Source organism: Selenomonas sp. WCT3 (assembly GCA_900100835.1).
In the GTDB taxonomy this organism is placed as follows: domain Bacteria; phylum Bacillota; class Negativicutes; order Selenomonadales; family Selenomonadaceae; genus Selenomonas_A; species Selenomonas_A ruminantium_E.
In genome coordinates, this window is record FNCM01000016.1 from 1 (window position 1) to 26,489 (window position 26,489).

At 51.6% G+C, this 26,489-nt stretch carries 25 protein-coding genes; 17 read left to right on the forward strand and 8 right to left on the reverse strand.

Annotated elements, in window-relative coordinates; all coding sequences use genetic code 11:
- Window positions 1-476: 476 nt before the first annotated feature.
- On the reverse strand, window positions 477-2,012 hold the full coding sequence (locus BLQ36_RS11520) for a DASS family sodium-coupled anion symporter (RefSeq protein ID WP_180364880.1): 1,536 nt from the start codon (window positions 2,010-2,012) through the stop codon (window positions 477-479).
- Between the two features lie 513 nt (window positions 2,013-2,525).
- Between BLQ36_RS11520 and BLQ36_RS11525 the strand changes: the two genes are divergently transcribed.
- Entirely contained in the window at window positions 2,526-4,394 is a 1,869-nt protein-coding gene (locus tag BLQ36_RS11525) for a M48 family metallopeptidase (protein ID WP_318260983.1), read from the forward strand.
- On the opposite strand, the gene BLQ36_RS11530 is transcribed toward BLQ36_RS11525, so the two are convergent.
- Entirely contained in the window at window positions 4,391-5,185 is a 795-nt protein-coding gene (locus tag BLQ36_RS11530) for a DeoR/GlpR family DNA-binding transcription regulator (protein ID WP_074515733.1), read from the reverse strand. The two genes, BLQ36_RS11525 and BLQ36_RS11530, sit on opposite strands and share 4 nt — an antisense overlap.
- A 313-nt stretch (window positions 5,186-5,498) precedes the next feature.
- Between BLQ36_RS11530 and ulaG the strand changes: the two genes are divergently transcribed.
- The 7 genes from ulaG to BLQ36_RS11565 all read left to right on the forward strand — a co-directional run bounded on the left by ulaG (window position 5,499) and on the right by BLQ36_RS11565 (window position 11,655).
- Window positions 5,499-6,602, forward strand: coding sequence for an L-ascorbate 6-phosphate lactonase (gene ulaG, locus BLQ36_RS11535; protein ID WP_074515734.1), 1,104 nt, complete (start codon window positions 5,499-5,501; stop codon window positions 6,600-6,602).
- Between the two features lie 18 nt (window positions 6,603-6,620).
- On the forward strand, window positions 6,621-7,061 hold the full coding sequence (locus BLQ36_RS11540; RefSeq protein ID WP_074515735.1) for a PTS sugar transporter subunit IIA: 441 nt from the start codon (window positions 6,621-6,623) through the stop codon (window positions 7,059-7,061).
- Between the two features lie 69 nt (window positions 7,062-7,130).
- Window positions 7,131-8,618 (forward strand): PTS ascorbate transporter subunit IIC, encoded by a 1,488-nt coding sequence (locus BLQ36_RS11545; RefSeq protein ID WP_074515736.1) that lies wholly within the window; start codon window positions 7,131-7,133, stop codon window positions 8,616-8,618.
- A gap of 41 nt (window positions 8,619-8,659) precedes the next feature.
- Entirely contained in the window at window positions 8,660-8,947 is a 288-nt protein-coding gene (locus BLQ36_RS11550; RefSeq protein WP_033171328.1) for a PTS sugar transporter subunit IIB, read from the forward strand.
- Window positions 8,948-9,023: 76 nt separating this feature from the next.
- A complete protein-coding gene (locus BLQ36_RS11555; RefSeq protein ID WP_074515737.1) occupies window positions 9,024-9,866 on the forward strand; it encodes an L-ribulose-5-phosphate 3-epimerase in 843 nt (280 codons plus the stop codon).
- A 15-nt stretch (window positions 9,867-9,881) separates the two neighbouring features.
- Window positions 9,882-10,931 (forward strand): hypothetical protein, encoded by a 1,050-nt coding sequence (locus BLQ36_RS11560; RefSeq protein ID WP_074515738.1) that lies wholly within the window; start codon window positions 9,882-9,884, stop codon window positions 10,929-10,931.
- A gap of 22 nt (window positions 10,932-10,953) precedes the next feature.
- Complete coding sequence (locus tag BLQ36_RS11565) at window positions 10,954-11,655, forward strand: L-ribulose-5-phosphate 4-epimerase (protein WP_074515739.1); 702 nt, start codon at window positions 10,954-10,956, stop codon at window positions 11,653-11,655.
- Between the two features lie 64 nt (window positions 11,656-11,719).
- Here the strand turns inward: BLQ36_RS11565 and proC are convergent, their stop codons facing one another.
- Window positions 11,720-12,502, reverse strand: a complete 783-nt coding sequence (gene proC / locus BLQ36_RS11570; RefSeq protein WP_074515740.1) for a pyrroline-5-carboxylate reductase — start codon at window positions 12,500-12,502, stop codon at window positions 11,720-11,722.
- A 245-nt stretch (window positions 12,503-12,747) separates the two neighbouring features.
- On the opposite strand from proC, the gene BLQ36_RS11575 reads away from it, so the two are divergent.
- Window positions 12,748-13,332 carry a hypothetical protein gene (locus tag BLQ36_RS11575; protein WP_074515741.1) on the forward strand — a complete coding sequence of 195 codons (585 nt, stop codon included), beginning with the start codon at window positions 12,748-12,750 and terminating at the stop codon, window positions 13,330-13,332.
- A gap of 176 nt (window positions 13,333-13,508) precedes the next feature.
- On the opposite strand, the gene BLQ36_RS13610 is transcribed toward BLQ36_RS11575, so the two are convergent.
- On the reverse strand, window positions 13,509-13,631 hold the full coding sequence (locus BLQ36_RS13610) for a hypothetical protein (RefSeq protein ID WP_318260984.1): 123 nt from the start codon (window positions 13,629-13,631) through the stop codon (window positions 13,509-13,511).
- 48 nt (window positions 13,632-13,679) lie between these two features.
- On the opposite strand from BLQ36_RS13610, the gene trpS reads away from it, so the two are divergent.
- The 3 genes from trpS to BLQ36_RS11590 all read left to right on the forward strand — a co-directional run bounded on the left by trpS (window position 13,680) and on the right by BLQ36_RS11590 (window position 16,669).
- Entirely contained in the window at window positions 13,680-14,690 is a 1,011-nt protein-coding gene (gene trpS / locus BLQ36_RS11580) for a tryptophan--tRNA ligase (RefSeq protein ID WP_074515742.1), read from the forward strand.
- 10 nt (window positions 14,691-14,700) lie between these two features.
- A complete protein-coding gene (locus tag BLQ36_RS11585; RefSeq protein WP_074515743.1) occupies window positions 14,701-16,020 on the forward strand; it encodes an ATP-binding protein in 1,320 nt (439 codons plus the stop codon).
- A gap of 82 nt (window positions 16,021-16,102) precedes the next feature.
- Window positions 16,103-16,669, forward strand: a complete 567-nt coding sequence (locus BLQ36_RS11590; protein ID WP_180364879.1) for a LacI family DNA-binding transcriptional regulator — start codon at window positions 16,103-16,105, stop codon at window positions 16,667-16,669.
- Between the two features lie 56 nt (window positions 16,670-16,725).
- Here the strand turns inward: BLQ36_RS11590 and BLQ36_RS11595 are convergent, their stop codons facing one another.
- From BLQ36_RS11595 to BLQ36_RS11605, 3 genes are read right to left on the reverse strand one after another with little or no spacing between them, the layout of a single operon-like run.
- Window positions 16,726-18,489: an NADH-dependent [FeFe] hydrogenase, group A6 gene (locus BLQ36_RS11595; RefSeq protein WP_074515745.1), complete on the reverse strand. Its 1,764-nt coding sequence runs from the start codon at window positions 18,487-18,489 to the stop codon at window positions 16,726-16,728.
- Window positions 18,486-19,739, reverse strand: a complete 1,254-nt coding sequence (locus BLQ36_RS11600) for a complex I 51 kDa subunit family protein (protein ID WP_074515746.1) — start codon at window positions 19,737-19,739, stop codon at window positions 18,486-18,488. Before BLQ36_RS11600 ends, BLQ36_RS11595 begins: the two co-directional genes overlap by 4 nt.
- A 17-nt stretch (window positions 19,740-19,756) precedes the next feature.
- Window positions 19,757-20,263, reverse strand: coding sequence for an NAD(P)H-dependent oxidoreductase subunit E (locus BLQ36_RS11605; RefSeq protein WP_074515747.1), 507 nt, complete (start codon window positions 20,261-20,263; stop codon window positions 19,757-19,759).
- A gap of 243 nt (window positions 20,264-20,506) precedes the next feature.
- Here BLQ36_RS11605 and BLQ36_RS11610 point away from each other — a divergent pair, with 243 nt between their 5' ends.
- From BLQ36_RS11610 to BLQ36_RS11625, 4 genes are all read left to right on the forward strand, one after another.
- A complete protein-coding gene (locus BLQ36_RS11610) occupies window positions 20,507-20,746 on the forward strand; it encodes a hypothetical protein (protein WP_033171335.1) in 240 nt (79 codons plus the stop codon).
- An 89-nt stretch (window positions 20,747-20,835) separates the two neighbouring features.
- Window positions 20,836-21,774: a metallophosphoesterase gene (locus BLQ36_RS11615; RefSeq protein WP_081342351.1), complete on the forward strand. Its 939-nt coding sequence runs from the start codon at window positions 20,836-20,838 to the stop codon at window positions 21,772-21,774.
- A gap of 2 nt (window positions 21,775-21,776) precedes the next feature.
- Window positions 21,777-23,219, forward strand: coding sequence for a hypothetical protein (locus BLQ36_RS11620; RefSeq protein WP_074515749.1), 1,443 nt, complete (start codon window positions 21,777-21,779; stop codon window positions 23,217-23,219).
- A 25-nt stretch (window positions 23,220-23,244) separates the two neighbouring features.
- On the forward strand, window positions 23,245-24,060 hold the full coding sequence (locus tag BLQ36_RS11625; protein ID WP_074515750.1) for a methyltransferase domain-containing protein: 816 nt from the start codon (window positions 23,245-23,247) through the stop codon (window positions 24,058-24,060).
- Here the strand turns inward: BLQ36_RS11625 and BLQ36_RS11630 are convergent.
- Window positions 24,002-24,808: a sulfite exporter TauE/SafE family protein gene (locus BLQ36_RS11630; protein WP_074515751.1), complete on the reverse strand. Its 807-nt coding sequence runs from the start codon at window positions 24,806-24,808 to the stop codon at window positions 24,002-24,004. The genes BLQ36_RS11625 and BLQ36_RS11630 overlap by 59 nt on opposite strands.
- Before the next feature lie 210 nt (window positions 24,809-25,018).
- On the opposite strand from BLQ36_RS11630, the gene BLQ36_RS11635 reads away from it, so the two are divergent.
- Window positions 25,019-26,458, forward strand: coding sequence for a carbon starvation protein A (locus tag BLQ36_RS11635; RefSeq protein WP_074515752.1), 1,440 nt, complete (start codon window positions 25,019-25,021; stop codon window positions 26,456-26,458).
- Window positions 26,459-26,489: the final 31 nt, after the last annotated feature.

Genomic DNA, 26,489 nt, shown 5'->3' on the forward strand with positions numbered 1-26,489 from the left:
GCGCTTCGCGCCCACCGCCCGGGATGTCCACCGGACATCCGCAACTTCGTTGCCCCCAGAGGGGAAGGCAGTTTTGTGACGACTCTAACCGAGGCGGCGGGGGCCCCAGTACCATAAGCGTAGCCTTGACGTTCCGCGTGAAGCAAGAAATTTTTGCCTGCGTTCTCGTTGGAAAAGCAGTTTCGTCCAAACGAAGCGCGTTTAACTGTTTTCCAACTCTTAATTAAAAGGCAAAAATTTCTTGTAGCGGGTTGTCACCGGTGGAGCGTTGGTACTGGGGCCCCCGCCGCCGGCGACTTACCTCGAATACGAACTGGGTACTACTCCCCTGCAAACTGCAATTGGAAAAAGTGTGTGGATCATTTAGCAGACGCCCCCATAAGTCAGACTAATCAATCTAACTTATGGGGGCGTCCGTATTTGTGTCAACGTAAAGGGCTTTTTCACGATCGCTTTTGTTTCTATATAATAGGATCCTAACCGACAACCCAGCTGACAAAGTAGATAACCAGTGGAATCGTTACGCAGGCGATGCCGACGACATCGATAATGACGCCGGTATGAATCATTTTGGTAATGGGGATATATCCCGATGCATAGACGATGGCATTTGGCGGCGTCGATACCGGCAGCATGAAGCCCAAGGATGCGGAAAGGGCAATGCCCACGGAGACTGGAATCGGGCTGAGGCCGGCAGATACTGCCGCGGTAATGGCCAGTGGGCCAATCATGTTGGTGGCAGCCGTGTGACTGGTAAGTTCAGAGAGCAGCAGTGCCATAACCGAGAAGATGGCCACCATGCCAATTTGGGACGGTGCGCCGCCCATAGAACTGACGATAAGGTCGCCAACCCATTGGGAAAGGCCGGTTTTATACATCATACCGCCCATGGCGAGGCCGCCGCCGAAGAGAATCAGCGTGCCCCATTCGATGCCCTCCATGGCTTCCTGCCATTTGAGGGTAAACTGGCGTTTTTCAAAATTGACTGGCAGGATGAAGAGAATCAGTGCGCCAGCCATAGCGGCAACTGCCTCTGGGAACAGTTTGTTGTAGAGTTTCAGCGTTGGGTCCGTACTGCCCAGCGTGATGGAAAGAATACCCGGTGTTACCCAGAGGGTAACGGCGACGATGAAGCAGAACAGCGTGTTTTTCTGTGCCAGCGTCCAGCCGCCGAGCTCTTTGAGTTTGTTCTTGATGAAGGTATCCGCCCCGTCGATGCGTTCCACATCGGCCGGGAACATACGCGACAGGACAAAGGCCGCAATGAGGAAGTAAATGACCATGGCGATGAAGCCCCAGGTCATCCATTCGAAGAAGGATACGTGGATGTCACACATTTGGTCGAGAAAGCCGAGCATGATGAGGTTCGGCGGAGTGCCGATTGGCGTCAATACGCCGCCAATCGAGCAGGAGTAGGCAGTCATAAGCATAAGTCCTGTGGCATATTTGTATTCATGCAGGTCGATCTCACGGCCATTGGCGGCAAACATCTCCTTGATGGAGGTCAATAGGCCAAGGCAGATGGGGAACATCATGGCGGCGGTGGCCGTATTGCTGACCCAGCCAGAGCAGAGGGCAGCGGCAAGGCCAACGGCCAGGAAGATGCGTTTGGGGTTTGAACCTACCCAGGAGCGCGACAGCAGCCAATAAGCGAATCGTTTGTCCAGCCCGTGGGTCATCATGGCCTTAGCCAGGATAAAACCGCCCATGAACAGGAAAATCATCGGATTGGCAAACGCGGCAAAGGCGGTGCCTACTGGCACAACGCCGGTTACTACGGCAAGTGTCGGTCCAATCAGTGAGGTTACCGGTATTGGCACCGGCTCTGTGATCCACCAGAGAGCAACAAGTACCATGATAGCCAGTAGTTTATGGGCCGCTAAGGTAAGTCCTGCAATCGGGGTGAGAAATACCAGCAGAGCTAGTATCGGACCACCGAAGAGGCCAATCGTGCGGCGTTTGCGGTCAAAGGCTTGTTCCGCTCGTTTGACGGCAAGTGCTTCTTTACTCATCTTGTCCAAAATAAATGCGCCTCCTTTTATTGAAGTGGGTAAAAGCATAATTACTATAAATTATATCTACAATTTACTCTATTCCTATCATAAATAATATTCTGTCATTTTTCAATAGCTATTGAGAGGATTTACGATTCTATTTAGGAATGGTAGAAAAATTGTCGTAATTGAGTGGAAAATAATTTTAAACAAAAAAGAAGTCCGCAGCATTACGTCCAAGCTGCGGACCCCTAGGGAAGGGATGATAAAAAATTGAGAAATGGGAAGCAAGAAGGGTGGGATTAAATCCTTCTTGTTTAGGGATATCGATAAAAGCCTGCGACCTGGGGGATTGACCAGGCCCATCTCCTATCGACAACTTTATTATAGGGGAGATTTATGAAAACAGTATGTAACTTGGGTTACAAAAGGACAAAAAGTTAAAGAAAAGTGCCGATTCTCACGAAATTTTCAAGGGGGATATGGTAAAATACATATAGTTTTCTAACTCAAGTAAATGAGGTGATTCCTTTGAAATATAACAATCGATGGAAAAAGCGCATGCTGGCGCTGGCATTATCCGGCGCGTTGATGACTGGTGCGGTGCAGGCATCCATGCCCCGAGCCGAAGCCGTGGATGCCTGGGCGGCGGCTGCCCAGGCGCTGGGAGTCCTGGGGGCTTATAAATCCAGTCTGGCCAGTATCCTGGCCATGGGCAATAACGTCAGTGCCCAGTTGCAGAGTCAGCAGCAGGATATCAAACAAAATGGCATCGACCCGAATCAGAACGATGTACAGGTTGTCGATTTCGTTATGAATCAATTGGTAAATCACAGCGACTATGTGCTGAAGGTCAACAGCCTGCCCTTTTGCTGGACGGTCAACAACAGTTCGGATTTTAATGCGGCCTGCTATCCGACTAACTACGTGAGCATCAACAGGGCATTGGTGCGTGGACTCAATCTTGATCCCGATGAATTGGCGGCTGTTCTCGCCCATGAGATGACCCATGGCATCGAGCAGCACAGTGCCCACAACTATGCCAAAGCCGTAGCACAGTATTATGGAATGAGTTTCCTCAATATGGATACAGGTGTTATGGATTGGAACAAGCTCAATGCCTTGGCTAACTATTCCATTGCCAAGAATGTCACTTTGCCTACCGAGTACGATGCCGACGAAGGCGGTTTTTATCTCATGACAAGTGCTGGGTTCAATCCTGGCGGCGGGGCAGCAGCGATGGCCCGCATGTCCTACTATCTGACCTATCAAACCAAAAACGTCCTCGAATATCAGGATCTGGACCCGAAGAAAAAAGATCAGGAAAATTACAACGATCACCCGGATACGGAACTGCGGGAGCAAAAATTGGCCAAGATGATGTCGGATTACGGCTGTGGTCATGTGACGGTCAAGGATCGCCGGGACGTCTATATCGATGGGCAAAAACTATTAAGTGTGGATTGGACAGAGGATGACTACGACAATACGACAGAAAACGCCTATTACGTTGCCGGGGCAATTGCCAAGGCCTTCCATGACTTTGATTCCATAGGCGACTGGAATTTCCGCACCAAGCGAAATGGTGTTGTGACTTGCCTTGAGAATTCGCGGGTAAATGCAGTGCTCCAGGCCTTCTTGGATTCGGAACAGGCAGGGGCTCGGTTGCAGGAACTGGTGGCCAAAGCCTATGCAGAGGAAGCGTCCAGTGGTGCACGGGACAAGATGAAAGCGGCGGAGCAAAAACGGCAGAAGCAATTGCAACAGGCGCGGGATGCCGTAATCCAAAGCGATGCCAAAGCCGTCAAGAAGATGCGGGAAAATGCCGATGCCTATAGCGACTATGGGCAGGCCGCCAAAGCACTGTTCGAAATAAATCGCGTCTTTGCGGCTAAAAATCCCGAAAATGAAGCCGAAAATTACGCTGTCCGCGGCCGGGCCAAAGCCGTCAGCGGTGATTTTTCCGGCGCCTTGCAAGACTGCGATAAAGCCGTCGCCATGGATGCTAAGAATGTGTTCAACTTCCTCAATCGTGCCGATACCTATCGGATGATGGGGGAAAATGACAAAGCCCTGGCAGATTTGGATACCGCCAAGAAAATCAAGGCGGACAATCCCTATGGTTGGTTAATCAGCGCCGAAATATACGATGAACTAGGTCAGAGGGATAAAGCGCAGGAAAATTACCAGAAATTATACGCCTTGGATAACAAATACGTTCGTGCAATTCCCGATGATTATTTGCCAGCTATCAGTGATAAGGAATACAAGAAGCGCTTGAAGGATAAAGCCGAAGCCAAGAAACAGTATGAGAAAAAATGGAAAGAAGAGAAGAAAAATGCCGACAAAAAATCCGCAGTCAAAAAGACTGCGGATAAGAAGGACATAAAGAAAAATTAAGCCGATTCGATGACTTCGATGACCTCCACACCATGGGTGCGGAGGTTTTTTATTTCGTCGGGGCTGGCCCCGGGGCAGGTGATAAGCGTATCAATCTTGTCGATGGTGCCCGAGAGGAAGTTGTGTTCGCGGCCGATTTTTTGGCGGGCGGCTAGTACGTAGCAGCTGCCCTGACAGCGGCGCATCATCATTTCGTTGATGGCAGTTTCAGGCAGGACTGAGGTGGTGATACCGCTGGCAACGCTGATGCCACCGACGCCGATAAAGGCCTTGTCAGCATTGATTTTGGTCAGGGTCTGCAAGGCAAATTCTCCCACCAGGGATTTGCGGCGCTGATAGATTTCGCCACCGGTCAGGATAATGGTGACCTGTGGATCATGGGGGTAGTAGATGGCATTGCTGTTGTTGGTGACGAGGATGACGCGCTTATCTTTTATGTAGTCGAGCATCATGAGGGTGGTGGAACTCGAATTCATAAAGATGGTATCCCCATCCTCAATCAGCGAAGCAGCATATTGGGCGATGGCTTGTTTTTGCTCCACATCCACGCGGCTTTTGGGGTCGGCGGTGGGGGTATCTTCTTCCTTTAAGGTGCCTTCAATGAGTTTTGCTCCACCATGAAAGCGGGTGACCAGATGCTGCTGTTCAAACATCACAAGGTCGCGGCGAATGGTGGTGGCCGATACTGCCAGCTGCTCCGCTGCGGAATCGACATCGATGCTCTTGTTTTCTTTTAACAACTTGAGTAACGCCTGCTGGCGGCGGAAGACAACGCTTTTACTGTTTTTCATAATAATGGAATCCTTTCAAATGGGAGTGTGCGAAATAGGCAAAACAGATGTAATACGAGTATAGTTTTGATTCATAATAATCATATCCATATGATTTATGATTATATGGATATTATAACGAACTGCATAGGAAAAATCAAGCGTTAAATAATCATAAAGTGAGCGTAAAAAATATTACAAATGTCATTTTTTGATTATTTTATGAAAAAATGCTTGAAATGAGCATAACGCTGTGATATGATAAGAATGTCGATAGGAAATACGGCAAAACAATCATAAACGAAACATAAATATTTGTTTTAGGGGGATTATCATGAGTAAGATTTCCGAAATGACCCGCGAAAGCTGGATCATGAGCACCTTCCCGGAATGGGGAACCTGGTTGGTAGAGGACATCGAAAGCTACGAAGTACCGGAAGGCCAGGTCGCCATGTGGTGGCTCGGCTGCACGGGCACCTGGTTCAAGACGCCGGGGGGTGCCAATGTGACTGTGGACTTGTGGTGTGGAAACGGCAAGCGTACCCACGGCGATGGCAAGATGAAGGTTGGTCATCAGATGGCTAACATGTGCGGTTGCCGCTCGATGCAGCCAAACCTGCGCAACGTACCCTTTGTCATCGATCCATTCGCTTTCAAGCAGGTCGATGCGGTACTGGCAACCCATTACCATCAGGACCACATGTCAGCGGAGTGGGCAGCCCATGTGCTGCACAGCGGCATGACGACGACGGATGAGAAAGGCAAGGAGATCCCGGTTCCCTTCATCGGACCGCAGAAATCGGTAGATACCTGGGTCAAATGGGGCGTTCCGGTTGAGCGCTGCAAGGTTGTGAAACCAGGGGATGTCATCAAGATCAAGGACATCGAGATTGTCTGCCTCGACAGTTTCGACCGCACCTGCATCACGACGACGGATTCCACGGGCCCGGACCGTGAGGAACTCACTGGCAAATGCCCGACGGATATGGATGAGAAAGCAGTCAACTACCTGCTCAAGACGCCGGGCGGCAATATCTACCACTCCGGTGACTCCCATTTTTCCATTTACTTTGCGAAACACGGCAAGGATTACGACATCGATGTGGCCTTCGGCTCCTTTGGCGAGAACCCGATTGGCATGCAGGACAAGATGACCTCCATCGATATCCTGCGCATGGCAGAGAATCTTCAGTGCAAGGTGGTCGTACCCATCCACTGGGATGTCTGGACGAACTTCCAGGCCGACTGTAACGAGATCGAGCTCTTGTACAATTTCAAGAAGGACCGCAACGAGTACAAGTTCCATCCCTTCTTCTGGCAGGTTGGCGGCCGTTATGTCTACCCAATGGATAAGGATAAGATTTACTACCATCATCGCCGTGGTTTTGAGGATTGCTTCGAGCATCCGCAGAACATTCCATTCCGTTCCTGCCTGTAATCAGAGGGGAGAGCCAAGATGTTTAAAGAATTTGTCGAGTCAAAACACTATTCGTTCCATGAAGGCTTTGCTGATTGGCGGGATGCCGTGCGGGCAGCCTGTGCACCACTGCTGGCTGATGGCACCATCGAAAAGGAATATCCGGAAATCATCATTGAGAAGGTGGAGGAGCTGGGCCCCTACATCGTCATTGCCCCGAATATCTGCATTCCGCATGCAGAGCGTGGCCGCGGCGTCAATGGCACGGCCATGTGCTTTATGAAGACGGAAAAGCCCGTAAGCTTTGATAAGAGCGACCCGGATAAAGATGCCCGCATTTTTGTGGTGTTGGCAGCTACCGATGACGAAGTCCATCTGAACAATCTGATGGCCCTGTCCGAGACGCTTTCCGATGAGGACATCGTGGCCAAGGTTTTGGCAGCTAAGACGCCGGAAGACCTGTTGCAAATCGAAGCATAAGGAGAGCTTTAGTGAGGGAGTCTGGGGAGGCTCCCATAGGGAAAAAACGAAAGTGGGGAAAATCAAGTTATGGAAATGTTATTGTCCGTTTGGGAGTTCTTCCAGAACAATATCCTGACGAAACCGGCCTTCTTTATCGGTTTTATCGTCCTGGCTGGTTATGCACTTTTAGGGAAAAAATGGTATGAATGTCTGGCTGGCTTTATCAAAGGTACTGTCGGCTATATGATTTTGAACGTTGCATCTGGCGGACTCGTCGGCAACTTCCGTCCAGTGCTGGCAGGTCTCAAGGACCGATTCGAGTTGTCGGCTGCCGTTATTGACCCGTACTTCGGTCAGGCAGCAGCCCAGGCCTCAGTAGAGAATATCGGCCGTTCCTTCTCCATGATGATGATGGTCCTGCTGATTGCCTTTACCATGAACATCCTTTTGGTACTATTCCGTAAGTATACGAAGATTCGCACCTTGTTCATCACGGGTCATGTCATGGTACAGCAGTCTTCGACGGCATTGTGGCTCGTCCTCTTCTGCTTCCCAGGCCTTATGGACCCGCAGGTTGTGGTAATGCTCGGTATCCTCCTTGGTACCTATTGGGCAGTGGCCTCGAACCTCACCGTTGAGCCGGTGGCAAAGCTCACCGAGGGCGGCGGTTTCGCTACTGGTCATCAGCAGATGTTTGGTATCTTCCTGGTATCCAAGATTGCCAAGAAGATCGGCGATCCGAAAAAATCTTTGGAAACCCTCAAACTGCCGGGCTTCCTTTCCATCTTCAATGAGAACATGGTGGCAACCGGCGTGCTCATGACCATCTTCTTCGGTACGATCATCACGATTCTGGGCCCGGACCTCATGCATCAGATCGATAAGGGCTTTGGCAAGAATCAGAACTTCCTGTTCTATATCCTTGAGAAATCCTTAAACTTCGCTGTTTACCTGACTATCCTGCAGCTTGGTGTCCGTACCTTCGTATCGGAGCTCACGAACTCCTTCCAGGGTATCTCGGAAAAACTCCTGCCGGGTTCCGTTCCGGCCGTCGACTGCGCCGCAACGTATGGCTTTGGTCATCCGAACGCCGTAACCTTCGGCTTCTTGTTCGGTGCTTTTGGCCAGTTCCTGGCCATCATGGGTCTTATCGTTTTCAACAGCCCAATCCTCATCATCTCGGGATTCGTTCCGCTGTTCTTCGATAATGCAACCTTTGCTGTCTTTGCCAACCGTCTCGGCGGTATCCGCGCCGCAGCAATCATCCCATTCTGCAGTGGTATCATCCAGGTACTGGGTGGTGGTTTTGCCGCTTATCATTTCACGACGGGTAACTTCGGTGGCTGGCATGGCAACTTTGACTGGGATGCTGTCTGGCCCTTTATCGGCGTCATCATGGAGAACTTGCAATACGTTGGTGTGGTCGCTGTAGTCGTCCTGCTGCTGGCTATCCCGCAGATTCTCTACCAGCGCAACAAGGATACTTACTTCGTCATTGCCGAGGACTTTGATAAATACAAGGAAATCCTCGCCAAGAAACAGGGCGTACCTGTGGATGAAGTCGTCATTGATTGATTGTAGAAATTCGTTTTGTGATTATAAAGGAGTGCTTCAAAATGGCTAAATTGAAAGTTATCGCTGCATGTGGTTCGGGTATGGGTTCTTCTCAGATCATCAAGATGAAACTCGAGAAGGTCTTCAAGAAACTGGGCCTTGATGCAGAAATCTATCATACGAATGTTGGTGATGCCAAATCCCAGGCCAACAACTACGATGTGGTGTTCTGCTCCGAGTCGCTGGTGGGCACCTTCACGGGAACCAAGGCTACGGTCATCGGCCTCAAGAATCTGCTGGCCGAAAAGGAAATGGAAGAGAAAATCCAGGCAAATATCGTCAATGGCTAATAGCTGAGAATCAGCAGGGCTGCTGCAAAGTGCAGCAGCCCTTTTTATGCCTTTTTTGTGACTGGGGGAAGGAAAAATGAGCAAATATCAGTTAGGGCTTTACGAAAAATCCATGCCCGGTGATCTGACCTGGGCGGAAAAATTACAGGCGGCTAAGAACGCTGGCTTTGACTATGTGGAAATGAGTATTGATGAGACCGATGCGAAACTGGCACGGCTGGATATGACCGATGGGGAGATTGACGAAGTTCGCGCCGCCATGCGGGCAACAGGGGTGCCCTTCCGTTCCATCTGCTTAAGTGGTCACCGCAAGTTCCCGCTGGGTTGTCCTGACATGCAGAAACAGGACCGCAGCCTCGATATCATGCAGAAGGCGGTGGCCCTGGCGGCAAAGCTGGGCATCCGCACGATTCAGCTGGCTGGCTATGATGTCTACTATGAGGAAGGCACGGACAAGACGCGGGCAGACTTCCTGCAGAATTTGCGCAAGGCTGCCGACATGGCGGCGGCCGAAGGCATCCAGATGGGCTTTGAGACCATGGAGACGCCGTTTATGGACACAGTGGAAAAGGCCATGGATTACGTGCGGCAGGTGGATTCGCCCTATCTCGGCGTTTATCCGGATTCGGGTAACATCACCAATGCCGCCCTGCTCTACGATGGCGATGTGGCCGCTGACCTAGAGACGGGCCGCGGCCATATCGTGGCCGTCCATCTAAAGGAAACCGTACCGGGCAAATATCGTGAGATTCCCTTTGGCACCGGCCATGTGGACTTCCGGAAAATCGTCAATAAATCCTGGCAGCTAGGGGTCAGACGCTTCGTCGGCGAGTTCTGGTATGACCCGCAGACAGACTGGCGCGAAGAACTGCAGAAAGCCAACGATTTCCTGCGTTCGTATTTGGATAAGGCAGAATGAGAAAGAAGGATAATTATGTTCAATGTCAATAAAAAAGTAATCGGGGAACTGGAAAAATGCTATTCGCTGGCCATGCTCCACTATCAGGGCAAGGACCATTTCCTCTGCGCGGCGGAAAAGGTCAACAACTGCTATCTGATAAGCCTGGAGGGGGAAATCGAGGAGACGGTTTGGGAAGGCCCCGGCGGCGTCATGACCATGGTACAAGTGCCGGGCACCGATGGCCAGTTCCTGGCTACGCGCAAGTTCTACTCGCCGAATGATTCCAAAGAGGCCTCGATTGTCGTGGTCACGCCGAAGGGCAAGAATGACTGGGAAGTGCGCACCCTCTGCGATCTGCCCTTTGTCCATCGCTTCGACATCCTGCAGGCTGGCGGCAAGAACTACATCCTTGCCTGTGCTCTAAAATCCGACCATGAGTACAAGGAAGACTGGCGCTTCCCGGGCAAGCTCTTTGTGGCGGAGCTTCCTGATGACCTGTCGGCCTATAATGATGACAACCAGCTCCAACTGACGCCGATCAAGGATAATATGCTCAAGAACCATGGCTACTACCGCCATGTGGAAAAGGACGGCTCCACGAGCGGTATCGTATCCTTCGATGGCGGCGTGCTGCAGGTCTTCCCGCCCCAGACGGCAGGGGATGAGTGGCGCATTGAGGAGCTCATCACCGATGCGGCCAGTGATGCGGTACTCATGGATCTTAACGGCGATGGCGAGGAGGAACTTTGCGCCATTGCGCCCTTCCATGGCGACACTGTCAACATCTACGAGAAAAAGGATGGCAAATTCGAGCTGGCCTACACCCATCCGGAAAAACTCGAATTCCTCCATGCAATTTTCGGCGGCGCTATCTGCGGCAAGCCGACCTGGATTATCGGCAACCGCAAGGGCGACCGTCTGCTGCTGGCCTTCACCCATGGTGCTGATGGCTATGAGGCCCAGGAACTCGACCGTGGCCGCGGCTCGGCGAATGTGCTACACTATGTCTATGAAGGCAAGGACATCATCATTGGCGCGAACCGCGAGACCAATGAAATCGCGCGCTACGAGCTGACGGAATAATACCACCTTGGGAGGAAACACAATGCTAGAAGAACTCAAACAAAAAGTCTACGAAGCCAATATGCTGCTGCCAAAGCACCATTTAATTACCTTTACCTGGGGCAATGTCTCGGGCATCGACCGCGAGAAGGGCCTGTTTGTCATCAAGCCGTCGGGCGTCGAATACGACGTGCTAAAGCCAGAGGATATGGTTGTCGTTGACCTTGAGGGCAACAAGGTTGAAGGCGAGCTCAACCCGTCATCGGATACGGAGACCCATCGCATCTTCTATAAAGAATTCCCGCATATCGGTGGTGTCGTGCATACCCATTCCCGCTGGGCGACGATTTTTGCCCAGGCAGGACAGGGGGTGCGCGCCTATGGCACGACGCAGGGGGACTACTTCTACGGCGAGATTCCCTGCACCCGGGATATGACCGAGGAGGAAATCCAAGGCGAATATGAATACAACACCGGCGTGGTAGCGGTAGAGCGCTTCAAGAAGTACGGCATCAACCCCGACTACGTGCCCGCCGTTCTCGTCAAGAACCATGGCCCCTTCTGTTGGGGAACGGACTGCATGAATGCCGTCCACAATGCCGTCGTGCTCGAAGAAGTCGCCATGATGGCCTTCCACACGCAAATGCTTACCGGCGACCGCGACCCCATGCCGCAGGCCCTGCTCGACAAGCACTTCCTGCGTAAGCACGGCCCAAACGCCTACTATGGGCAGACAAAAAAATAAGCCTTCCCCTTTGGGGAAGGTGCCCCGTTAGGGGCGGATGAGGTAAAAAAGCCTCATCCTTTTTTTATTGTTCCATGATAGCCTCAATCGACTTCACGCAGGCATTGCGGAAGCCGTTTTCTTCCAGTGCGGTGACGCCGCGGATGGTGGTGCCGGCTGGAGAGCAGACGTTGTCTTTGAGTACGCCCGGATGCTCTCCGGTGGCAAGCTGCAGCTTGGCCGAGCCGAGAATCATCTGGGAAATCAGCCGGTAGGCGTCGGCGCGTTTCATGCCGTATTTTACGGCAGCATCGCCATAGGCTTCGATCATGAGGTCGACGAAGGCTGGGCCGCAGCCTGTGACAGCACCACCGATACCCATTTGGGAAGAGGGCAGTTCCTGGACGAGGCCGACGGACTCGAAGAGCTTCATGATTTCCGCGCGTTCTTCCGGTTCTAAGGAGTTGGTTTCTTCAAAGAGCAGGACACCTTCGCCCACCATGGCCGGGGTATTAGGCATGACGAACTGGATACGGGTATTCGTCTGGATGTGCTGTTGATATTTGGCATGATCCCAGCCGGCAGCCACGGAAATCAAGGTTTTTCCCTCAAGACAGCTGCCGAGGTCCTTGAGGACGGCTTCGATTTGGTAGGGTTTGCAGGCCATGACCAGTGTGTCAGCTGCTTCAGCCAGTGTTCTTACGGACTCACAGGGAGTAAAGCCGATGCGCTGGCTGTTTTTTTTCAATTTATCCTGATTCGGGGCAAAGGCGAAAACCTTTGACCGGTCAATATTGCCGGATTGGATAAAACCGGCGGCAAGTGCCTGGGCCATGTTTCCCATCCCAATAAAACCTAGCTTGTTCATGGTAGAATCCTCCTGATTGTAATGGTGATGTTTTATGTAAATAGACAAATATGCATTAAACGATTCCTATTTTACACTATTTTTCCAGGTTGCGCCACTATTGCTTGTTGCATCATGAAGTGGGGAAAGATACAGGAAGCAGGAATATTCTTTCGAAATGTAGAATTAATGGGCAGGGAAAGGGAAAAGGGGAAATGGTGGCTATCAGAAGGAAGAGAAAATATACGCATGAGGAGGCTGGCTATATGATTCCATGGGAAGAGAAGCTTAGTATTTGGCGTGGGATGCCAACGGAAACCGCCGAAGAAATCCTTTGGGCGGACAATTACTACCGGGAAGAGTTAGTGCCGCTGGCGTTGAAGCGTTTTGCCAAACGGTATGAAAATAAGCAGTTTCCGGATTATTACGGTATGATTCTGCTTTTGGGCAGCAGTTGGGAGGATCTGGCCTTTAATGTTGGCCTGTTGAGTCCCCAGAATATCCATGTGATTTGCCGGAAAGAGGATATGCCGGCTTATCGTCATTTGGTGGATAATCTCCAGCTTGAGGAGGATCGCTGTCTCTGTACGACGATTCCGGAAGATGGTGTTTCTGTGCTTTATCACGTGATAAAGAAACAGCATGATATTTGGGATTCCATGGGAAAAAGTGCCGTGGATATCACGGGGGGTGATGCCGTAATGCTTCCTGCGGCTGCTATGGCGGCAGCGGTATTCGATATGGACGTATATCGTTTATCCTTTGAACGGGAGGCGAAAAGCCGGAAGCACAAGCCGGGAACCGAGCGGATGATCCGCATCGAATCGGTGCAGCCATTCCTGGCGCCGTGACCAAAGACAAAGGTTGACACTCATGGATTACGGTGTTACACTTAAGAAGATATGTAAACCGTTGAGGCGAGGATAACGTCAGTAACGCTTCTCCAGAGAGTCCGGGATGCTGCAATCCGGATGAAAAACGAGCTGGCAAATGGGTCGCTGAGGGCACACTGAAAGGCTGAGGCTGATTAGGCTGTGACGTCTGGCACGCGTGAGAGGCCGGGAGTATGATTGTACTCCGCTAAGCGCATGGCAATGATGCCATGAATCAGGGTGGCACCGCGAAAGATTTCGTCCCTGGCAGTTTTCACTGCCGGGGACTTTTTTAGTGCTCCGGCACAAAAGGAGCGTATTTAGATATGGAACAGAATCAGGAAGCAAAAAAAATCATTCTCTCGGGCATTCAGCCAACGGGCGTATTTACGCTGGGCAATTATCTGGGGGCTGTCAAGAACTGGCAGAAGATGCAGGAAGAGTATCAGTGCTATTACTTTATCGCGGACCTTCATTCGCTGACCATCCAGATTGACCCGGTAAAACGCCGTCAGCAGACCTTGCAGGCCTTTGCCCTGCTGTTGGCCTGCGGCATTGACCCGGAAAAAAGTCTGGTGTTCGTCCAGAGCCACAATAAATGCCATGCGGAAATGGGCTGGATTATGGACTGCGTATCCCAGTTCGGCGAGCTTTCCCGCATGACCCAGTTCAAGGATAAATCCACCAAGCATCCGGAAAACATCAATGCGGGTCTCTTTACTTATCCGGCCCTGATGGCTGGCGATATCCTGCTCTATCAGGCTGATTATGTACCAGTCGGCGCTGATCAGACCCAGCATCTGGAATTTACCCGGGATGTGGCGGCTCGTTTTAACCATAACTACGGGGAAATCTTCAAACTGCCGGAGGGCTATTTCCCGAAAGCCGGTGCCCGTGTCATGAGCCTGCAGGATCCGACCAGCAAGATGAGCAAATCCGACGAGAATCCGAAGGCGACGATTTCGATTCTTGACGATGAGAAAACCATCCTCAAGAAATTTAAGAGTGCCGTAACGGATAGCGAGGCTAAAGTATGCTTCCGGGAGGATAAACCGGGAGTCAGCAACCTCATGACCATTTACTCGGCGATTACGGGCAAGACCATGGAGGAGATTGAAGCTGAATTTGAGGGCAAGGGCTATGGCGATTTCAAAGCAGTTGTTGGCCAGGCCGTATCCGATGAGTTGAAGCCAATCCGCGAGAAATACGCTGAGCTTATGAACAATCGCCCCTATTTGGAAGAAAAGATGCGGGAAGGCGCAGAACGCGCTACATATATCGCCCGCAAAACCCTTACGAAAGTCAAAAAACGCGTTGGTTTGTTGATGGAAAAATAAGGAGAATGCTATGTATCGCCTGACTTCAAAGCTTATCATTTATCGCAAGATAGAAAAGGACAGCATTCTGTTCAAATTGGCCGATATTTGTCGTCAGTTTGAGACGGGAACGTATAATCCGGAAACGCTGTCCGAGGAAGTCCTGACGGAAATCACGCGGTTGCTGGATGTGGCTACCCGCTATGGTTTCAATGGCAACCTTTGGCATAATTATTTGGCGTTCCTGCTGGCGACAACGGAAACTCCCTTTACCCTTGTCTGTGAAAAGCATGGTGCCAGTGAAGGCAGTGTGCAGAAATTTGCCCGCAGTGATTTAGAGATTTTCCGCAAGCTCTTGCATTATGATTTTGGCATGTTGGAGCGGGCCTTGGGTCTCGATTGTTTCCGCATTATCGCAAACTATCAGGCGGTGGAGAAAAAAGAGCAGATTTACAATAAGAGTGTCAGTGAAAAGGTTCGGGAGCTCAGCACTCAGATAGAGGAAGCCCAAGATGGGGCCGATATGTACCGTATCGTTACGGATTTCTATAAACGCTATGGTGTGGGCATGTTCGGCCTCAATAAGGCCTTCCGCGTATCCCCTGATATTGAGGTGACCGGGGAATTGTTGGAACCCATCACGACCACAGGGGATATGCAGCTGGACGATTTGATTGGCTATGAGAATCAGAAAAAGCGACTCAAGGACAACACCGAGGCCTTTGTGGCCGGACGCAAGGCCAATAATGTCCTGCTCTATGGCGATGCCGGTACCGGTAAATCCACGAGCATCAAGGCTATTCTCAATCAGTATTACGATCGCGGCCTGCGCATGATTGAGGTCTATAAACACGAATTCAAATACCTTCAGCGCATCATTGCCCAGATAAAGAACCGCAACTATAAGTTCATCATCTACATGGATGACCTTTCCTTTGAGGAGTTTGAAATCGAGTACAAATACCTTAAAGCAGTTATCGAAGGCGGTCTTGAGGTTAAGCCGGACAATGTGCTGATTTACGCCACCAGCAACCGCCGTCATTTGATTCGCGAGACTTGGAATGACCGTCCCGATGTGGTGGATTCGGACATGCATCAGACCGATACAGTTCAGGAGAAGTTGTCCCTGTCGGCACGCTTTGGTCTGTCGATTGGCTATTTCAGTCCCAGTCGTCAGGAATTCTACGATATGGTCATCGAGCTGGCGCATCGTCATCCCGAAATCACACTTTCGGATGAAGAACTCCGGGCTGGTGCCATTAAATGGGAAATGGCTCATAGTGCCATTTCGGGACGCACGGCCCAGCAGTATATCAATTCACTGCTCAGTGCGGATAAAATAGAAAAATAACAGCAAAGAATCTAAGAGAATATCCATAAGGGTAAATTCATGAGGGATGTAGTTTATTCTAGGGATGGGAGTGGATTTTTGCATGACGGGATTTAGGGGATTCAATCGGAAGAAAGTTACGATTGTGGATGTAGCCGAGCGGGCAGGGGTGTCCAAAACAACGGTTTCCCGTTATCTTAACGGCAAGTATGAATACATGTCGGAGCAGTCCCGGAGGCGGATTGCCGAAGCCATCGAGGAATTGGGGTATCGCCCCAGTTCCTTGGCTCGCAGTTTAAAATCCAGATACCGGTATGTGCTGGGTGTAGTGGTAGCCGACATCACGGACCCTTACTGTGCCAAACTCATAAAGGGCATTGCTGAAAGGTGTGCCCAGGCTGGTTATCGGCTTTTATTTGGCGATTCTGCCGGGGATGAGAGCCGGGAACTCGAGTACATTCAGGATATGCTGGACCAGAGCGTGGATGGCATTCTGCTTGACCCGCTGGATCGAAAGACTGGGCTGCTCTGGGAATTGGATGACAGCGAGGTGGAGCTCATGGTCATGGAGCGCACCGATTCGGCGGAGTCCATTGTTGAGATGGGACGCCTTTATGTGGAGGAACTGCTGCGCTGTTTGGGACAAAAGCAAGAGAACAGGAATATTTGAAATAGCAAAAGGCATCCCCGCTGACTCAATAACGAGTCGGCGGGGATGCCTTTTTATCAGTCAAATTCGTAGGGCTTGGCCACTTTATGGTAAGTGGTATGCAGGAGTTCATGGGCCCGCGGGCTCAGCGGTTCTCCTAGGAACTCACGGTAAAGGGTCTGAATTTCCGGGTTTTCGTGGGATTTGCGCAGTGGCAGGCCGCGGTCGATTTCGTAGAGGGCGGCCATGCGCTTTTTGCGAATGGCATTGGTGGTGCCAATGGGCTGGCCGCCGCCACCGATGCAGCCGCCGGGGCAGGCCATGATTTCAATGAAATCGTAGGGGCTGGTGCCCTTTTTGACCTGTTCCATGATGCGGCGGGCATTTTGGAGGGTGTGGGCTACGCAGACGCGGACTTCCCGGTCTTTGATATGGATAACAGCCTCTTTGATGCCTTCAAAGCCACGGATTTCGCTGAATTCGATTTTCTCCAGGGTTTCGCCGGTAACTTTTTCGTAGACGGTGCGCAGGGCCGCTTCCATGACGCCGCCAGTGGCGCCAAAGATTGCGCCAGCCCCGGTTCCGAGTCCCAGCGGATTGTCGAATTCGCTTTCGGGCAGGTTCTTGAAGGAAAGGCCGACGTATTTGATGAGTTTGATGAGCTCACGGGTGGTGAGGACAACATCCACGTCGGGGATGCCATTGCGGCCCATTTCGGGGCGGGCGGCTTCGAATTTCTTGGCGGTGCAGGGCATGACTGATACCGTGACGATGTCCTTTACATCAATGCCGGCGTTTTCCGGATAATAGGTCTTGGCAATGGCCCCGAACATGCTCATAGGGGATTTGGCTGAAGAAAGATGTCCAATGCAGTTGGGGAAATGTTTCTCCATATAGTTGACCCAGCCTGGGCTGCAGGAGGTCATCATCGGCAGGGGGCCGCCATTTTGCAGGCGATGAAGGAACTCGGCGCCCTCTTCCATAATGGTGAGGTCAGCGCCGAAATTGGTGTCGAATACCTTGTCAAAGCCCAATAGTTTCAGGGCTGTGACCATCTGCCCGGTGACGATGGCGCCGGGCTCCATGCCAAAGGCATCGCCTAGGGCTACCCGGACCGAGGGGGCAACCTGTACGATAACGTGTTTCTGCGGGTCCTGCAGGGCATCGAGCACCTTATTGGTATCGTCTTTTTCAACGATGGCACCGGTGGGGCAGACAAGGCTGCACTGTCCGCAGAGAATGCAGTCAGTGGCTTCCATCGGCTTGTTGAAGGCTGTGGTGACCACGATGTCGCTGCTGCGTCCGGCATAGGTCAGAGCGGCAATGCCCTGAACATCCTTGCAGGCGCGGATGCAGCGGCCGCAGCGGATACATTTTGACGGGTCGCGGACAATGGACGGATTGGTTTCGATGCGGGGCTCGTCTTTGAGCACGCTGGGCAGTGGCGAATGCTGGATGTTAAACCGGCTGCAGAGACGTTGCAGGTCGCAGTTCTGGTTGCGCGGGCAGCTCAGGCAGTCCTTGTTGTGATTGGCCAGCATGAGCTGCAGGATGGATACCTGCGTATCCCGGACAATCTGGGTGTCGGTATGGACTTCCATTCCCTCCCAGACTTCGGTGGAGCAGGCAGCCAGCAGGCGGCGCTTGCCCACGACTTCTACGGCGCAAAGGCGGCAGTGGGCTTTGATTCGCTGGTCCTCATGATAGCAGAGGTGCGGAATGTCAATGCCGAGGGTTTGGGCGGCCTGCATGATTTTGGTGCCCTTGGGCACTTCGATGGGGATATTGTTGATGGTCAGGTGAACCATCGGGATATCTTTTACTTCGTTTGCTGTGGTCATGATTCAGTACCTCCGACTTCAAATACCTCTGGGAATGTCAGCATGGCGGACTGCAGGGTGTTCTGAGCCGTCTCGCCAAGGCCGCAAAGGGAGGACATGCTCATAACCCGGGCAATGGTGGACATGATACGGATGTCTTCCTGGGTGGCGGTGTGGCAGGCAATCTTGTCGAGGATAATCTTGATGTGGAGATTGCCCTCACGGCAGGGGGTGCACTGACCGCAGCTTTCCTCGGAGAAAAATTCCTGATTCATGCGCAGAAAGTCAATGACGCTGGTGCGCTCGTCGATGACCAGAATGCCGCCGGAACCCACCATGACTCCGGCGTTGCGCAGGTCGTCATAGGTATAGGGCGTATCGAGAATGGAGGCGTCGGCAATCTTACCCGAAGCACCGCCAAACTGAATGAGCTGGATTTCGCGGTCATGCTGGATGCCGCCAGCCAGATTGTAGATGATTTCCCGGACGGTAGTGCCGAAGGGGATTTCAAAGACGCCGGGATTGTTGACGTTGCCAGCGACGGAAATCATTTTGGTGCCGATGGATTCACCGGAACCGCAGGAGGCGTAGACCTTATCCTTGTCGGTGAGCAGATGCGGTACGATGGACAGGCTTTCGACGTTGTTGAGACAGGTGGGACGGGCAAAGAGACCGCTTACTTTGATGAAAGGCGGTTTCATGCGCGGGCGTCCAGCTTTTCCCTCGATGGAGCGGATTAGTGCCGTGCCTTCGCCGCAGACATAGGCGCCGCCGCCTGAGTAGAGGTGCAAGTTGAAATTAAAGCCCTTGCCGAGGATGTTTTCCCCCAGAAAGCCGTAGTTTTTGGCCTGGCGGATAGCATTGAGCAGCAGCGGGCGGAGGCAGGCGTATTCGGCGCGCATGTAGATATAGCCATCGGTGGCGCCGCAGACATAACCAGCGATAATCAAGGCCTCGATGAGATTGAAGGGGTCCTTTTTGATGAGTTCCCGGTCTTTGAAGGTGGTGGTTTCCCCTTCGTCAGCGTTGCAGACGACGACTTTATTTTCGCCGATAACAGCGCGGGCCTGGGACCATTTGCGGCCCAGTGGATATTCAGCGCCGCCGCGTCCGCGTACCTTGACTTCGGTAATCATGTCGCAGATTTTTTCGGGGTCCATGGTCACAGCCTTGCGTAGGGCCTCGAAGCCGCCGATATCCATATAAGACCCGATGGATGATGTATCGTACTGACCAAAATTCTTGGTCAGGAACTTAACTTGGTTGCTCATAACATTTCCTCCTCAGCTTACGTCAGGGAACGAAGCAGAGCTTCAATCTTTTCCTGGGTGTCCAGATGGTCGTAAATCTGACCATTGATGCGCACCGATGGCGCCCGGTCGCAGGCACCATAGCAGGTGGTGGTCTCGAGGGTAAAGCGCCCGTCGTAGGTGGTTTCGCCAATCTTGATATCCAGCAGGCGCTGGAGGGTTTCTAACAGGCGCTTCGTGTCGATGACGTTTACGCGGCAGGCCGGAGAACTGCAGACCTGAATGGGGTATTTTGCCCGTGGCTTGGAGGAGAGTTCGCTATAGAAGTTAAGGCAGTCAAATATATTGGTGACCGGCAGTGAAAGGCGGTCGGCCAGATAATAGGCAACGGGCTCGGAAATGTAGTGACGCTCATGGAGCTCCTGCACTTCGAGCAGGATGCCGACAATCTGGGTCGGGTCGTTATCGTGGGATTCGAGGACAAGGTCTATCTTTGCCTGAAGCTCAGCAGGCAGCGGATATTCTTTCGTTTGTGCAGTGAGCATAGATAAGCCTCCTATATTTTTAATACATATATAACAATATTATTATATAATAAAATATTATAGATTGACAGTGTTTGGATAAAAAAACAAGAAGAATAAAGAAGTGAAAATTTGACATAATGGGTCAAAATAAATAACATCCACAAGATATAGTGTACAATGTTACAAATTTATGCTATAATGTAGTTGCCATTAAGGGAGCATGTAAATAGACTCATACATAATACTATGGGGGGATTATTTATGGCTATCAAGAACATTGAAATGGACCGTCGTGACAGTGCGAGTTATCGCAAAATCTTGAAACGAGGAGGTTTCCTTTCTGCAAGTTACTTGTCTGTCAATGGCTTTGACGTCAACCGGCTTCGCAAGCTGGCGCTGGCAGGAGAACTTGATGCAGTGCGCTGCGCTATTGGCAACTCAATCCGCTGGTATTACCGGGAACGGCAGGCGGAAAATGCTCACCTTCGTGGACTGGCATGAATATGCTGGTAATGTAATGCTGTTATTTTTGTGAATGTTGGAATCGGCCTTGCCGGTTCTCTTTTTTTGCATTTTTCCGGGAGACTTATATGATACATTATTTTTGGCCAATTGTAATCAGTTTCTTGTTATTGGTGTTTATCGTAATCCCTGCTGTCGTGATTTGGCGGCTTAGCCTGAAGGTTCCTGAGGATGCGGGGAGGCGCCGGTTCTTGAAGAAGGCGGCTCTCTATCCCGTGGGACTGGCTGCAGCAATCGGGTATGGCTATGGCTATGAGCGCAGTCATACGGTGGACCATCGCTATGGAATTTCGGTGCCAGCCGGGGCTTTCCCCGAAGGATACCGCTTGGCGCAAATCAGCGATGTGCATCTGGGAAAATTCTTTTCGGTGGCAGAGCTACGTCGGCTATTGGAACGGATTGTTGCCGATGGGCCAGATATGCTGGCAATCACCGGGGACCTTTTCGATGATGAAAGCCAGAATCTTGCGGCGGCACAGCTGCTGGATGAATATGTGGATAGATTCCCCGATGGCATTTGGTACTGCCTGGGAAATCATGAACATTTCCGCGGCATAACCGAAATAAAGCGGTTTCTGTCCGCCACAAGGGTTCATGCCCTCTATAATCATGCCGAGCAGGTACCGGGCAAATCCTTCTGGGTAGCGGGGACAGACCATCCCATGATCCGGGAAACGGAGAAGTTCCGCCAGCTCAAGGAGGAATACTTTGCCAAAACCATAGAGGATATTCCTGAAAAAGAACGAAAAAGTACAATAGTATTAGCGCATCATCCCGAGTTTATCGATAACGCTGCCGCGGCAGGGATACCTCTTACATTGACTGGTCATACCCATGGCGGTCAGTTTGGCATCTTTGGGCTGCCGCTTTTTCCGGTGTTTAAATACACCCGCGGTATGGTGCGGCTGGGAGATAGTTATGGTTATGTCCACGTTGGTAATGGCAGCTGGTTCCCCTGCCGGATTGGCTGCCCGCCGGAAGTGGCCTATTTTGAATTTCGAGGTTGAAGATGGTGGATTGGCAAGCAAAACTGGATAGGATTTGTTCGCTGTTGGCACAGGGGAAAACCGCTGCGGCCAGAAAGGTTCTAGATGAGCTGCGGGGCGCGGGGGAAGTTCCCACTGAGGAAATGTGGCGGGTTCACGAACTTTACGGAGCGATGTTTCATGATTTAGCTGATGCTGAGGGGGCGGCTGCTGCTTATAGCAATGCGGCCCAGTCGGATCGCTTTCTGCGGAGCCAGCGGGAACATTTTTCTAACTACCTATTTGCCCTTCACTACCTGCCGGGACTTGCGCCGGAGGATTTATATCAGCAGCATGTGGTATACCAAGGCCTGTATCGGGACACCGTGGAACTGCCAACTTGCCCTAAGTATCAGCATGACCGCATTCGAATTGGTTTTCTGGCCCGGGATTTTTGTGAATCCTCTTCGGCCAGGTTTTATGAATGCTTGCTGACGAGGCTTGATGTGCGCTCCTTTGAAGTGTATGCCTACGCTTTGGAAAACGATGAAGACAACTTCACCCGTCACCTGCAGGCATCGGGGCTGACCTATCGTTGTTTGACCGGTCAAAATCTTGAGCAGATGGCAAAGACCATTCGCTGGGATGAAATTGACGTATTGATGGATTTGAGCGGTCATGCCGATGGGGGCATGACCTTGATGGTAATGGCCCAGCGTCCGGCACCGGTACAGCTTTGCGGCATTGGCTGGTTTGATACCACGGGCCTAGCGGCTATGGATTATTTTTTGACGGATGGCGATATGGACCCTGTAGGGGGGCAGGCAGAAACGCGATTCAAGGAACAGCTGCTGCGGCTTCCCCATGGTTTTTGTTTCCAGCCATCAGCGGCAATGGGGCGGCTGAGGCGAAAACCGCGAGGGGGGAATGGCATCACCTTTGGCAGCTTCCAGAATTTCATGAAGATATCGCGGCCAGTCATGGATTGCTGGCGGGAAATCCTGAACAATCTGCCGGACAGCCGGTTGGTGGTGCAGGATACGACGCGGCTTTTTGAGCGGCGGGCGGTCATGCAAAAGCGGCTGGAAAACGCGGGACTGCCCATGGAACGGGTTGAGGTGCGTCTAGGCAGTGATGCGTATCTGGAGCAATACCAGCAAATCGATATTATGCTGGATACCTTCCCCTATCCCGGCGGGGCGGCCACGGCGACAGCTCTTTATATGGGGGTGCCGGTAATTGCCATGGAGGGAGACCATCACAGCGCACGCCTTAGCAGCAGTATCTTAAGAGCTGCCGGCTTTTCGGAATGGCTGGCCGAAAGTACCGATGGGTATATCAAGCTGGCTTTGCAGTTGGCCGTAGATAAGGAAGGCCTGGCAAGGACGCAGTTGATGCTGCGGACGGAATTAGAGCATTCGGCGTTGCTGGATGCCACGGCTTATGTAAGGAATTTTGAGCAGGCGGTAAGAGGCTGCCTTAGATAGGGAAGTTTTGAGAGGGAGATGGATTTTGCGATATACCCTGATGGATTTTATCGTTGGCGGCCCAGAGGCTGGCCGATGGCTGGTGATTGAGAGTGCCCAGTATCTAAAACCGCTGCGGCTGGCTTATCCCAATGCGGCGATTACCGCTGTCACACGTTTTGCGGAAATAGCGGCATTGGCCGAATTCCGGGAGCTGGGAATAGATTGGCATATCTTTGACTATCGCCGGGAGGAGCTGCCCTTTGCCGAGGAATCCTTTGACTATGTCATTGCCGAATCCTGCCTGGAGGAGGCGTTTCAGCCCTACGAGACCATGATGGACATCAGCCGGAAGCTGACTGACGTGGGGACGCTTTATACTTCCTATGGGAACATCCGTTATCATGGCGTGCTGTCTCAGCTGCGTGAAGGAATCTTTCCTGTGCGGGAACAGCATCTCTATGCGAAAGGCGAGGTTGTCCGTCTGCTAGATGACACCTTGTATAAGGAAATCGATTTCTTGCCGGGACAGCAGGACGATGATTTTTCGTCAGGGGATGCCTGGGAAGCCCAGGGCTTTGATAATTTCAGCCATGATCTCAGCACGAGCTGTTGGCTGGTGGAGGCCAAGCGCAGTACTGCCACGGTGGCCAACCTCAAGAGCCTCTACGATAAAGCGACGCGAAAGCAGCTGGCGCGGATTATCCATCGCATCGAATACGATGTGGAGCGCGAAAAAAACCTCGCCGAATTGAAAAAATTCTGCGAGGCCAACATGATTTTTGATGATTATTTAGCAGACTTTATCCAAGAGATATGTGTCCACCCATTAAAATTAACCGAATGCCTAAAGCAAACATAGCCAGCGACAGGAGTCCAAGGATAACCTTGGACTTTGTTTTTTTTGAAATCCTAGCACCAATCTGTGCTCCGATGGCAGCGCCAACTGAAATGCAGAGGGCTGGCAGCCAAATGATGTGGTCCAGCAGGAAATGAGAAACAACACCGAAGATGGATGAACAGGCGAGAATAAAGTGTGAAGTCGCCGTGGCGACATGTACGGGGAAGCCCAGCAGATAAATCATAAGGGGCACATGGATGATGCCGCCGCCGACGCCGAAGATGCTGGAGACAAAGCCGACGCCAAAGCTGGCGGTAATGCCAATCCATTGATTGAATTGGAAGCCGGCGGGAAGATCCATGACATCCGTAGGCGGTTTGTGCATGGTGTTCCAGAACATGATGCAGGCCATGCAGAGCACGAAGAGGCCATAGTAGAAATCCAGTTGCGGTGCGCTGAATTCATTTACGATATAGGAGCCGATAAAAGCCCCCGGCAGGGTGGCCAGGGCGAAGGGAATCGCCGCGCGGAAAAAGACGCGTTTCTGACGAATGTAGGCAATGGTGCCCGATACGGCATTGGAGAGCACTACGACCAGCGAAGTGCCGGTAATCTGTGCTGCCGTATGGAAGTAGGGGTAAAGCCCCCCGTCTGACATAAAGAAGATAAAGACTGGCACACAGATGAGACCGCCGCCGATTCCGACCAGTGTGCCAAAGGTGCCGACAAAAAGTCCCAGCAGCAGGAAAAGAATAATAGCCATGATAATCCTTTCTCAGTAAAACGTGATAAACAAACAATTTCAGTATAACACACCAAGGCAAGCCAATAACCGCAGGCTATCAAGATAATTCTTATTCGGTATATCCAAAGAGTTTGAAAAATATAGACAATTCTGTCTGATTATGATAAGATAATTTACAAGCAATCGTCGCATTTTTCAGTTTTATTATTAATTCTACAAGATGAGGTGAAAAAAATGGTTACATTTCTGGTTGCTTTGCTGGCACTTATTGGTGGTTATTTCATCTACGGAAAAATCGTAGACAACCTTTTCGGTCCGACGGATAAGCCTACACCGGCGTTGGTCCATAATGATGGGGTTGACTACATTCCACTGCCGACTTGGAAGGTCTTCATGATCCAGCTGCTGAATATCGCAGGTCTTGGCCCGATTTTTGGTGCGCTGGGTGGTGCTCTTTGGGGGCCGTCCGTTTACCTCTGGATTGTCTTTGGTACGATTTTCGCTGGTGGTGTTCACGACTATCTGTCCGGTATGATTTCTTTGCGCGAGGATGGCAAGAGTATCTCGGAGGTCGTTGGTCACCACATGGGCAGCACGATGCTGTTCATCATGCGCGTGTTCTCTGTAGTGCTGTTGGTTCTTGTCGGTACGGTTTTCATGACAGGTCCGGCAGGTCTATTGGCGAAGCTCACGGGTGTAGCCGTTACGATTGTTTTGCCCTGCGTTTTAGCTTATTACTTCCTGGCAACGCTGCTGCCGATTGATGCGATTATTGCCCGTTTCTATCCGCTCTTTGGCGCCTGCCTTATCATCATGGCATTGGGCATCATGGGCGGCATGCTCTTCGGTGTCGGTGGTCACACCATGCCGGAACTTCAGCTGGCCAACCTGCATCCCAAAGGGGATGCCATGCCAATCTGGCCACTGATGTTCATCACCGTAGCCTGCGGTGCAGTATCCGGATTCCATTCGACCCAGTCGCCAATCATGGCCCGCTGCCTGCGGGATGAGCGCCTTGGCCGCCCCGTATTCTATGGTGCCATGGTCTCAGAGGGCATCATTGCTCTTATCTGGGCAGCTGCTGGTGTTACCTTCTATGACAGCACGGGCGGTCTTGCCAAGGCAATGGCTGCTGGTGGTGCTGGTTCGGTGGTTTATGATATTTGCGTTGGCTTCATGGGCGGTGCTGGCAGCTGGACTGGATATGTTGGTGCAACGCTGGCAATGCTTGGCGTTATTGCCTGCCCAATCACTTCTGGTGATACGGCTTTCCGCAGTGCCCGTCTGACGTTGGCCGATTGGTTTGGTGTTGATCAGAAGAAAGCTGGTAAACGCCTGCTGTTTGCTGTGCCGTTACTGGCTATTGGCGGCATCCTATCGCAGATGGACTTCAACATCATTTGGCGTTATTTCTCCTGGACGAACCAGACGCTGGCTATGATCGTGCTTTGGACTGGTGCGACGTATCTGTACCGTGTTCATAAGGGCAGTAAAGCTTGGGTTATCCCAGCTGTTCCAGCAACTTTCATGTCGGCAGTCACTTTCACCTATATCCTGCAGGCTCCGGAAGGCTTCAAGCTCGCAACGAGCGTCACCTATCCGGCCGGCATCATTTTCGCTATTGTATGTGTGGCCCTTTACGCCAGCCATACATTGTGGAAAAAGGAATCTTGATATTAGCCGATAAAGGAAGGCTCATTGACAG

Excerpts from the sequence above, each read along its gene's own strand:
- BLQ36_RS11520 (WP_180364880.1), bottom strand. The coding sequence starts at position 2,012 with ATGAGTAAAGAAGCACTTGCCGTCAAACGAGCGGAACAAGCCTTTGAC.
- BLQ36_RS11530 (WP_074515733.1), bottom strand. The coding sequence starts at position 5,185 with ATGAAAAACAGTAAAAGCGTTGTCTTCCGCCGCCAGCAGGCGTTACTC.
- ulaG (WP_074515734.1), top strand. The coding sequence starts at position 5,499 with ATGAGTAAGATTTCCGAAATGACCCGCGAAAGCTGGATCATGAGCACC.
- BLQ36_RS11540 (WP_074515735.1), top strand. The coding sequence starts at position 6,621 with ATGTTTAAAGAATTTGTCGAGTCAAAACACTATTCGTTCCATGAAGGC.
- BLQ36_RS11545 (WP_074515736.1), top strand. The coding sequence starts at position 7,131 with ATGGAAATGTTATTGTCCGTTTGGGAGTTCTTCCAGAACAATATCCTG.
- BLQ36_RS11550 (WP_033171328.1), top strand. The coding sequence starts at position 8,660 with ATGGCTAAATTGAAAGTTATCGCTGCATGTGGTTCGGGTATGGGTTCT.
- BLQ36_RS11555 (WP_074515737.1), top strand. The coding sequence starts at position 9,024 with ATGAGCAAATATCAGTTAGGGCTTTACGAAAAATCCATGCCCGGTGAT.
- BLQ36_RS11560 (WP_074515738.1), top strand. The coding sequence starts at position 9,882 with ATGTTCAATGTCAATAAAAAAGTAATCGGGGAACTGGAAAAATGCTAT.
- BLQ36_RS11565 (WP_074515739.1), top strand. The coding sequence starts at position 10,954 with ATGCTAGAAGAACTCAAACAAAAAGTCTACGAAGCCAATATGCTGCTG.
- proC (WP_074515740.1), bottom strand. The coding sequence starts at position 12,502 with ATGAACAAGCTAGGTTTTATTGGGATGGGAAACATGGCCCAGGCACTT.
- BLQ36_RS11575 (WP_074515741.1), top strand. The coding sequence starts at position 12,748 with ATGATTCCATGGGAAGAGAAGCTTAGTATTTGGCGTGGGATGCCAACG.
- trpS (WP_074515742.1), top strand. The coding sequence starts at position 13,680 with ATGGAACAGAATCAGGAAGCAAAAAAAATCATTCTCTCGGGCATTCAG.
- BLQ36_RS11585 (WP_074515743.1), top strand. The coding sequence starts at position 14,701 with ATGTATCGCCTGACTTCAAAGCTTATCATTTATCGCAAGATAGAAAAG.
- BLQ36_RS11590 (WP_180364879.1), top strand. The coding sequence starts at position 16,103 with ATGACGGGATTTAGGGGATTCAATCGGAAGAAAGTTACGATTGTGGAT.
- BLQ36_RS11595 (WP_074515745.1), bottom strand. The coding sequence starts at position 18,489 with ATGACCACAGCAAACGAAGTAAAAGATATCCCGATGGTTCACCTGACC.
- BLQ36_RS11600 (WP_074515746.1), bottom strand. The coding sequence starts at position 19,739 with ATGAGCAACCAAGTTAAGTTCCTGACCAAGAATTTTGGTCAGTACGAT.
- BLQ36_RS11605 (WP_074515747.1), bottom strand. The coding sequence starts at position 20,263 with ATGCTCACTGCACAAACGAAAGAATATCCGCTGCCTGCTGAGCTTCAG.
- BLQ36_RS11610 (WP_033171335.1), top strand. The coding sequence starts at position 20,507 with ATGGCTATCAAGAACATTGAAATGGACCGTCGTGACAGTGCGAGTTAT.
- BLQ36_RS11615 (WP_081342351.1), top strand. The coding sequence starts at position 20,836 with ATGATACATTATTTTTGGCCAATTGTAATCAGTTTCTTGTTATTGGTG.
- BLQ36_RS11620 (WP_074515749.1), top strand. The coding sequence starts at position 21,777 with ATGGTGGATTGGCAAGCAAAACTGGATAGGATTTGTTCGCTGTTGGCA.
- BLQ36_RS11635 (WP_074515752.1), top strand. The coding sequence starts at position 25,019 with ATGGTTACATTTCTGGTTGCTTTGCTGGCACTTATTGGTGGTTATTTC.